Origin of the sequence: Blattabacterium cuenoti (assembly GCF_014251275.1) — a bacterium.
GTDB lineage: Bacteria > Bacteroidota > Bacteroidia > Flavobacteriales > Blattabacteriaceae > Blattabacterium > Blattabacterium cuenoti_AG.
Genome location: NZ_CP059183.1, coordinates 322770 through 332500 on the forward strand (window position 1 = coordinate 322770; position 9731 = coordinate 332500).

Annotated in this window: 3 protein-coding genes, 1 rRNA gene, 1 pseudogene and 2 other annotated features (1 of these 7 only partly in view); of the genes and pseudogenes, 3 read left to right on the forward strand and 2 right to left on the reverse strand. The window is 26.4% G+C overall.

Annotated features, from left to right (window positions below):
- Nucleotides 1-66: 66 nt before the first annotated feature.
- Nucleotides 67-4413 carry a DNA polymerase III subunit alpha gene (gene dnaE, locus H0H76_RS01520; RefSeq protein WP_185855299.1) on the reverse strand — a complete coding sequence of 1449 codons (4347 nt, stop codon included), beginning with the start codon at nucleotides 4411-4413 and terminating at the stop codon, nucleotides 67-69.
- 141 nt (nucleotides 4414-4554) lie between these two features.
- Between dnaE and rpsA the strand changes: the two genes are divergently transcribed.
- Both rpsA and H0H76_RS01530 read left to right on the forward strand, forming a co-directional pair.
- On the forward strand, nucleotides 4555-6378 hold the full coding sequence (gene rpsA, locus H0H76_RS01525) for a 30S ribosomal protein S1 (protein ID WP_185855300.1): 1824 nt from the start codon (nucleotides 4555-4557) through the stop codon (nucleotides 6376-6378).
- 10 nt (nucleotides 6379-6388) lie between these two features.
- Nucleotides 6389-8116: a ribonucleoside-diphosphate reductase subunit alpha gene (locus H0H76_RS01530; protein ID WP_238783856.1), complete on the forward strand. Its 1728-nt coding sequence runs from the start codon at nucleotides 6389-6391 to the stop codon at nucleotides 8114-8116.
- Between the two features lie 53 nt (nucleotides 8117-8169).
- On the opposite strand, the gene rrf is transcribed toward H0H76_RS01530, so the two are convergent.
- Nucleotides 8170-8279: ribosomal RNA gene (gene rrf, locus H0H76_RS01535) — 5S ribosomal RNA — on the reverse strand.
- A 111-nt stretch (nucleotides 8280-8390) separates the two neighbouring features.
- Nucleotides 8391-8641 (reverse strand) — a sequence feature (23S ribosomal RNA rRNA prediction is too short).
- A 5-nt stretch (nucleotides 8642-8646) separates the two neighbouring features.
- Nucleotides 8647-9135, reverse strand: a sequence feature (23S ribosomal RNA rRNA prediction is too short).
- Between rrf and H0H76_RS01540 the strand changes: the two are divergent.
- Nucleotides 9122-9731: pseudogene (locus H0H76_RS01540) on the forward strand (ribonucleoside-diphosphate reductase subunit alpha); its annotated part runs 386 nt beyond the window's last position; the annotation flags it as partial. Its footprint overlaps the feature before it by 14 nt.

Below are 9731 nucleotides of genomic sequence, written 5' to 3' on the forward strand. Positions count from 1 at the left end.
TACAAATTTTTATTATATTCATCAAATACAAATTTAACAAAGTCTTTAAACTACTTTTACATATACTTAATTTAAACAAAAATCTACACCTTCTATTTTTTCCAATGTTTTTAAGAAAATTGAATCTATATTAACTTTGTATTTATCTGATTTAAAATTCAATAATATATTATTTTCTTTTTCATATAATACAATTTCTATATTTTTATTTCCAATTTTTTTAGAAAACAATTCTTCAAGATTTTTTATTAGAATATTGTCTAAATTTTTTAGATTAATTTTTATAACTAGTTTAGTTACTAAACTAGTTAATATAGTACTCAAATTATACATATACAATATACTAGTTTTATATTCTTTGTATCGTGATTTATCTATAGAAATACATAAGTATAAAAGATTATTTTTAAATAAAAGAGATTCATATTTTGAATATGTTTTTCCATAAATTCTAAATTCCTTAGAACCATGGTAATCTTCTAAAATAAAAATTCCGTATTTAATACCACTATATGAACTTTTTTCTATTGAAGATATAATTCCACATATATAGACTCTTTTTCCCAACATAGAACTAATATATTTTCTTTCTTTAAATTTTTCTATACTAAAATTAGTAAGATATTTTTTTTCATAGTAAAATTCATCTAAAGGATGAGAAGATGCATATATACCTAATACTTCTTTTTCTTTAGATAATTTATATATATTACTCCATTTATCAGTACTATTATTGTTACTTTTTAGTAAATCATAACTAATAGTTATATTATTTTTTTTATTTTTAGTTTTTGATTTGTATTTTGATTCAAATCGAATAATTTTTTCCAAAGTATTCAATTTTTCATCACTTTGTATTTTAAAATATTGTTCTCTACTAACACAAAAAGAATCTAGTGATCCTGATAAAATTAAATTTTCTAAAGTTTTTTTGTTTACTACTCGTAAGTCAACTCTCTTAACTAAATCAAAAATAGATAAAAATGATCCATTTTTTATTCTATCATCAAGAATTACTTTTACAGCATTTTTACCTACACCTTTTATTCCAGAAAGACCAAATCGTATAATATTTTTTCCAGTTATTTTAAAAGAAGAACAACTTTCATTTATATCTGGCCCTATAACAGATATTTTCATGTTTTTGCACTCTTCTATAAAGAAAGTTAAATTCTTAATATTATTCATATTATTACTTAATACAGATGCCATATATTCACATGGAAAATGGACTTTTAAATAAGCAGTTTTGAATGCTATATAAGCATAACAAGTAGCATGAGATTTATTAAATGCATAACAAGAAAAATATTCCCAATCTTTCCATATTTTTTCTAAAATGTTTTTATTATATCCTTTATTTATAGCTTGATAAATAAATTTTGATTTCATTTTATCAAGAATATCTTTTTGTTTTTTACCCATAGCTTTTCTCAATACATCTGCTTCTCCTTTACTAAAATTTGCTAGTTTTTGAGCAATTAACATCACTTGTTCTTGATATATTGTTATTCCATATGTTTCTATCAAAATTTCTTTCATTTCTGGAAAATCATAATTTATTAATTCTTTTCCATGTTTTCTAGATATAAAATTTGGAATATATTTCATAGGTCCTGGCCTATATAAAGCATTCATTGCTATTATATCATTGAATTTATCAGGTTTTAATTTTCTTAAATATTTTCGCATACCTAGAGATTCATATTGAAATATTCCTATTGTTTTTCCTTTTTTAAAAAGATTTAAAGTATTTACATCTTCTATAGAAAATGAAATATCCGAAATATTTGTGCTATTTTTAATATTTGTTACTGTATTTTTTATAATTGTTAAAGTTTTTAGTCCTAATAAATCTATTTTTAACAGTCCTATAAGTTCAACTGCAATAGAATCATATTGTGTCAGTAATAAATTGGAATCTTTTGAAATAGAAACAGGAATATATTCTATTATGTCATAAGGAGTAATAATAATTCCACAAGCATGAATTCCTGTACTCCTAATAGTCCCTTCTAATGAAAGTGCCTTTTTTAACACTTTACCTGATAAATTTGAAGGATGATTGAATAATTTTTTAAGTTTATATATATTATTTATTTCTTCTCTTTTCATTTTTACAAATGAATAATCTTCTGAAAATAAATTTTTCAAAGACATTGTATTTGGAACCATTTTAGCTATTTTGTCGGTTTCTTTCAAAGAAAGGCCTAAAACTCGTCCTACATCACGAATAGATGTTTTTGCTCCCATAGTAGAATAAGTTATAATTTGTGCTACTCTGTTTTTACCATATTTTTTTACAATCCATTCAATAATTTTTTCTCGTCCTACATCGTCAAAATCAATATCTATATCCGGTAAATTTATTCTATCAGGATTTAAAAATCGTTCAAAAAGCAAATGGTATTTTATTGGATCTATGTTGGTAATCCCTATACAATATGCTACTACTGATCCAGCTACTGATCCTCTTCCGGGACCAACTGTAATATTCATTTTTTTAGCTTGTAATATTAAACTCCTAACAAGTAGAAAATATCCAGGATATTTAATTTTCTCTATTATTCCCAATTCGAAATGGATTCTATTTTTCACTTCATAAGTGATATTTTTGTATCGTTTTTTAGCTCCTTCATAAGTAATTTTTTTCAAAAAATTATTTTCTGCTTTATGTTCTTCATCTATTGTATTTACTAAATCTAAATTATTTGAAATTTTAAATTTTGGTAGTGATATATTATTAGATTTAGATATAGATATATTATAAACTTCTATTTTACTTATTAATTCATTTAGAAAATCAAAAGATTCTGGAAAGTCTGAAAAAAGATCTTTCATTTCTTCTGAACTTTTAAAATAATATTCATTATTAGGAAAACCTGATCTATATCCTACTCCTTTTCCTATAGGAGTAGATTGCTTAACTCCATTTTTTATACATAGTAAAATATCATGAACATTAGATTCTTTTTTTTCCAAATAAAATACATTATTCTGTATAATGTATTTTACATTATGTCTTATTGAAAATTTAATAAGAATATCATTAACATAATTTTCTTCTTTTAATCCGTGACGTAATAATTCAACGTAAAAATCATCTTCAAATAATTCTTTCCACCATAAAAAAACCTTTTCTGCTTTTCTCTCTCCATAATTTAATATAGTATAAGGGATTTCTGCATTAATATCTCCAGTAAGAGCGATTAAGTTATCTTTATAATTTTCTATTATTTTTTTTCCAATTCTTGGTATTCCTGAATATAATCCTTCTGTAAATCCTATAGAACAAAGTTTAGATAGATTTCTAAATCCTTTTTTGTTTTTAGATAAAAAAACTTGTTGATATCTCTTGTCTGGGACTTCTTTTGTAAATTTTTTTTTTGAGTAGTTTTCTGAAATAAATATTTCACATCCGACAATTCCTTTTATTGATTTATAAGGATGATATTTTTCATTTATTCTATTAATAGCATTTAAAAAATAAAAAGAGCCCATAAGATTTCCATAATCTGTAATTCCTACAGCTGGCATATTAAAACTAATTGCCTTATTAATTAAAGATTTTATATTTATTGTTGAATGTAAAATAGAGAAGTGAGTATGATTATGGATTTGAGAATATTTTTTTCTATCAAATTCTTTTTTTTCTTCTTTTGAAAAAGTTTTTTTTATCCCATACCCATATTTTATTATTGTATTTTTCTTTTTTAAATTTAAAAGTAAATAAGGATTTTTATACTTATTTTTGAATAATGTAGTATATAAAGGAATTGTACATTCATGTTTATTTTTGAATTTATTTATAATTTTCTCTTCTATCCCTACTTCTTTATGAGATATTATTCCTATACGTAATAGTTCTAAAAAACATCTAGAAGTAGATATTACATCATAATAAGAATTATGTGAATTTGAAAACTTTTCATTGAAAAGCTTTTGGTATAATTCAGATAACGTAGGCCATTTAAATTTTTTTTGTGTTCTTTTAAGTTTACAATAAGACATTGATAGTATCTTGGTATCTAAGATTTTCTTATTTTTCAAATAAATATCTTTGTTTTTTCTAAAATATTCGCATTGAATAACTTTTATATCATAATCTATATTATGTCCAACTATACATGTTGATTTTTCAACGTATTTTCTAAATTTAGAAAGTACAAAATTTAAATTATGTCCAAATTCATCGGCTATATCATTAGTAATTCCATGAATTTTGAATGCATTAAAAGGAATATCATAATTTTCTGGTTTTATAATATAATTTTCGAATTCTATTATATTTCCCATAACATCATAAACTTGCCAAGAGAATTGTACAATTCTAGGCCAATTGTCAGTATTGTAAATAGGTAAATTATAAGACACGGGGAGTCCTGTCGTCTCTGTATCAATAATGAGGTACATTTTATTTGAATTAGTAATAGAAAAGTTACTGAAAAAATAGTTAGTTTTGTAACATCTTTTTTTTTCATTAAAATACTGAACAAATAAAATTATTTTATCTGTTTTTTATTCTTAATTTTTAAATAAAAAAAATATTATATTATGTCTAATCAAACTGAAAATGAGAAAATAAAAACTGGAATTACTATAAATCATGAAAAAAAAGAAAATTCTAGGAAAAAAATTGACATAGATTTTGATTGGCCTAATATAAATCTAAATAATATTGTTATTGGACAGTATGAAAGAAAAAAACTTGAAGAAGTATATTCAAAAACACTTCCAAATATACAAGAATTAGAAGTGTACAGTGGAATTATAACTAGGATATCATGTAAGGTAGTACTTGTAGATATTGGTTTTAAAGCAGAAGGTCTTATCCCAATTAGTGAGTTTAAAGAAAATTCTTCAATTAAAGTAGGAGATGAGTTAGAAGTAATGGTTGTAAAAATAGATTATAAGGGACAATGCATCCTTTCATATAAAAAAGCAAATATGCTTAGAAACTGGGAAAAAATCAATGAATCATATAATAATTCAAAAGTAATATTAGGTTATGTATCTGCAAGAACTAAAGGAGGACTTATTGTAGAAATATTCGATATAGAGTGTTTTCTGCCTGGTTCTCATATTAACGTAAAACCAGTTAGAGATTATGATATTTACGTAGGAAAAACTATGGAAGTAAAAGTAGTAAAAATTAATCATAAAACAAAAAATGTAGTTGTATCCCATAAAGTATTGATAGAAAGGGATATTGAAGAACAAAGAAAAGAAATGATATCAAAACTAGATAAAGGACAAGTATTAGAAGGAAAAATAAAAAATATTCTTCCTTATGGAGCATTTGTAGATTTAGGTGGAGTAGATGCATTACTTCATATTACGGATATGAGTTGGCCACATATTAATCATCCTACAGAAATAGTTCAATTAGAACAAGAACTAAAATTTGTTGTATTAGGAATAGATAAAGAAAAAAATCGTGTTCAATTAGGATTAAAACAATTACAACCTCATCCATGGGAAACATTAGATAAAAAATTGAAAGAAGGTAATGTAGTAAAAGGAAAAGTTAGTGTATTAGCTGATTATGGGGCTTTTATTGAAATTATACCAGGAGTAGAAGCATTATTGCATATTAGCGAAATGTCTTGGTCTTCTGATTTATCTTCTCCTCAAGATTTTGTACAAATAGGTGACGAATTAAAAGCAGTTATATTAACTATAGACAGAAAAGAAAGAAAAATGTCTTTAAGTGTTAAGCAACTTACTATAGATCCTTGGATTGATATAATAAATAAATATCCTGTAAAATCTAAGCACAAAGGGATAATAAAAAAGATTACTAATTTTGGTGTATTCGTAGAATTGGAAAAAGGTATATCTGGAATTGTTTATACTAATGATTTATCTTGGACAAAAAAGATAAAACATCCTTCTGAATTTTGTAATATTAACAGTGAATTAGAAGTAATTGTTTTATCTGTTGATGTTCATACAAGGAAATTAAATTTGGGACATAAACAATTGATGGAAAATCCATGGTATAAATATGAAAAATTATATGTCGTTAATAGCATACATAATGGGATTGTATCTAATACCTTTGATAAAGGGGCTTATATAAAATTTTCAAAAGATCAAACTGTAGAAGCATTTTCTCCACTTCGTTTTTTAGAGAAAAAAGATGGTAGTTTTCTTAAAAAAGATGATAAATCTGATTTTAAAATAATTGAATTTAACAAAGATACTAAAAAAATTGTTGTATCTCATAAGTCTGTTTATTGCAATAAAAACAAAAATTACCATAAGCATAAAAAAGAGAAACGTGTAAGAAATATAAAATTTGAGAGATCTACACTTGGAGATATTAAAGGTTTAGCTAAATTGAAAGAAAAAATAGAAAAAGAGAAAAAAAAATAGTTTTTATTTTATGTCAACATTGGAAACACACCCGATTGCAGAAAAAGAAGGATGGAAAGTTGGCAAGGACTTTCCTGTATGGGCTAATAATGAATTATATCTAACTACAATTAAAGGAGGATATTTATTGGATGGTGAGACTCCATTTAATGCTTACAAAAGATTAGCAATTAATGCTTCTAAAATTCTTAATAAACCTACAATAGAAAATAAGTTTTTTAATATTTTTTGGAAAGGATGGTTAATTCCTTCTACTCCAGTTATGGTAAATCTTGGGACTGAAAAAGGTTTGCCAATAAGTTGTTTTTCTAGTAGAGTAGGTGATAGTATGTACGATATATATAGAAAAAACTTAGAAATGGCAATATTAAGTAAACATGGTGGAGGAACTTCTTATGATTTTAGTTTAATTAGACCCATTGGAAAATCTATAAAAAGTGGAACTCTAGGTAATTCAGATGGTATTATACCTTTTATTAAATCATATGACAGTACTATAATAGCTAGCAAACAAGGAAGAACAAGAAGAGGTGCAGTAGCAATTTATTTGGATATAGAACACCAAGAATATCAAGAATTTTTGAAAATAAGAGAACCCAAAGGAGATATTAATAGGCAATGCCATAATATTCATCAAGGAGTAATAATTTCTAATTATTTTATGGAAAAAGTGCTAAATAATAATAGTGATGAAAGAACTTTGTGGATTAACACTCTTAAAGAAAGAGTAAAAACTGGAGAACCTTATATCTTTTTTAAAGATAATGCTAATAAAAATACTCCAAAAAATTGGAAAAAACATGGATTAAAAATTAATCATAGCAATTTATGTTCGGAAATTATGTTGCCTACAGATGAGAATCATACTCTTGTATGTTGTTTGTCTTCTTTAAATTTATCAAAATATTTTGAATGGAAAAATACAAATACTGTTTTTTATTCTATTTTATTTTTAGATGCTGTTTTACAAGAATTTATTAATAAAGGAAAAAATATAAAAGGGATAGAAGATGCAGTAAGATTTGCCGAAAAAAGCAGAGCATTGGGGTTAGGAGCTTTAGGATGGCATTCTTATTTACAATCTAATATGATACCTTTTATCTCGTCTAAATCTGAAATTTTAACACATGATATATTTAATAATATTAAAATAGGAACTCAAAAAGCAACTAAATATTTAGCTAAAGAATATGGAGAACCAGAATGGAATTTAGGTACTGGAAGAAGAAATTTAACTTTAATGGCAATTGCTCCTAATAGGAGTTCTGCAAAATTAGCTGGAGGAGTATCTCAAGGTATAGAACCATTAGCTGCAAATATTTATGTTGATGATGATGCAAAAGGAATGCATATTAGAAAAAATACACATTTAGAAAGTGTTTTAGAAAAAAATGGATATAACGTTTCAGAAGTATGGGAACAAATAGCAAATGAAAAAGGATCTTGTTTAGGGTTGTCATCTGAAATTATAAGTGAAAAACAAAAAGAAATTTTTAGATGTTTTAAAGAAATTGATCAACTAAAATTAATAAAACAAGCAAGTATAAGACAAAAATATATTGATCAAGGTCAAAGTATCAATTTATCATTTCATCAAAATGCTCCAGCAAAATATATTAATAATGTTCATTTAGAAGCTTGGAGAATAGGATTAAAAAGTCTTTACTATTATAGAAGTGAAAGTATTATTAGAGCAGATACAAAAAACAGAGATTTATATTCAGAAAGTATATTATAAAAATATACTAACACTAATATAAATTAAAATTAAATATAAAAATAATAAAAAAAAATGGGCAGCGACTTACTCTTCCGGTTAACCCAGTACCATCAGCGCTAATGTGTTTAACTTCTCTGTTCGGAATGGGAAGAGGTTGACCCACATTGCTATAACCACCCATTTTATAAATTTTATAAATATAAATAAAAGTCAAAATTAATTAAAAAAAAATAAAAATTAATAACAAAATAAAATAATACATAAAAAAAAAAGAGAAATGTACAAAAAGCCTACGGGTAATTAGTACTACTCAGCTTATGATATTACTATCTGTACACTTATAGCCTATCAACGTTGTAATCTTCAACGACCCTTAAAAAAGAAGCCTAATCTTGTGGTAAGCTTCGCACTTATATGCTTTCAGTGCTTATCTTTTCCGAACTTAGCTACTCAGCGATGCATCTGGCGACACAACTGATACACCAGAGGTTCGTCCAATTCGGTCCTCTCGTACTAGAATCAGGTCCACTCAAGCTTCTAACGCTCGCAATAGATAGAGACCGAACTGTCTCACGACGTTCTGAACCCAGCTCGCGTGCCACTTTAATGGGCGAACAGCCCAACCCTTGGGACCTTCTTCAGCCCCAGGATGTGACGAGCCGACATCGAGGTGCCGAACCTCCCCGTCGATGTGAGCTCTTGGGGGAGACTAGCCTGTTATCCCCGGAGTACCTTTTATCCTTTGAGCGATGGCCCTTCCATTCGGAACCACCGGATCACTATGCCCTACTTTCGTACCTGATCGACTTGTCAGTCTCACAGTCAAGCACCCTTATGCCATTACACTCTTCACACGATTACCAAACGTGTTGAGGGTACCTTTGGGAGCCTCCGTTACCTTTTTGGAGGCGACCACCCCAGTCAAACTACCCACCACGCAATGTCCTCAAAGTGCTAAATAATAATAGTGATGAAAGAACTTTGTGGATTAACACTCTTAAAGAAAGAGTAAAAACTGGAGAACCTTATATCTTTTTTAAAGATAATGCTAATAAAAATACTCCAAAAAATTGGAAAAAACATGGATTAAAAATTAATCATAGCAATTTATGTTCGGAAATTATGTTGCCTACAGATGAGAATCATACTCTTGTATGTTGTTTGTCTTCTTTAAATTTATCAAAATATTTTGAATGGAAAAATACAAATACTGTTTTTTATTCTATTTTATTTTTAGATGCTGTTTTACAAGAATTTATTAATAAAGGAAAAAATATAAAAGGGATAGAAGATGCAGTAAGATTTGCCGAAAAAAGCAGAGCATTGGGGTTAGGAGCTTTAGGATGGCATTCTTATTTACAATCTAATATGATACCTTTTATCTCGTCTAAATCTGAAATTTTAACACATGATATATTTAATAATATTAAAATAGGAACTCAAAAAGCAACTAAATATTTAGCTAAAGAATATGGAGAACCAGAATGGAATTTAGGTACTGGAAGAAGAAATTTAACTTTAATGGCAATTGCTCCTAATAGGAGTTCTGCAAAATTAGCTGGAGGAGTATCTCAAGGTATAGAACCATTAGCTGCAAATATTTATGTTGATGATGATGCAAAAGGAATGCATA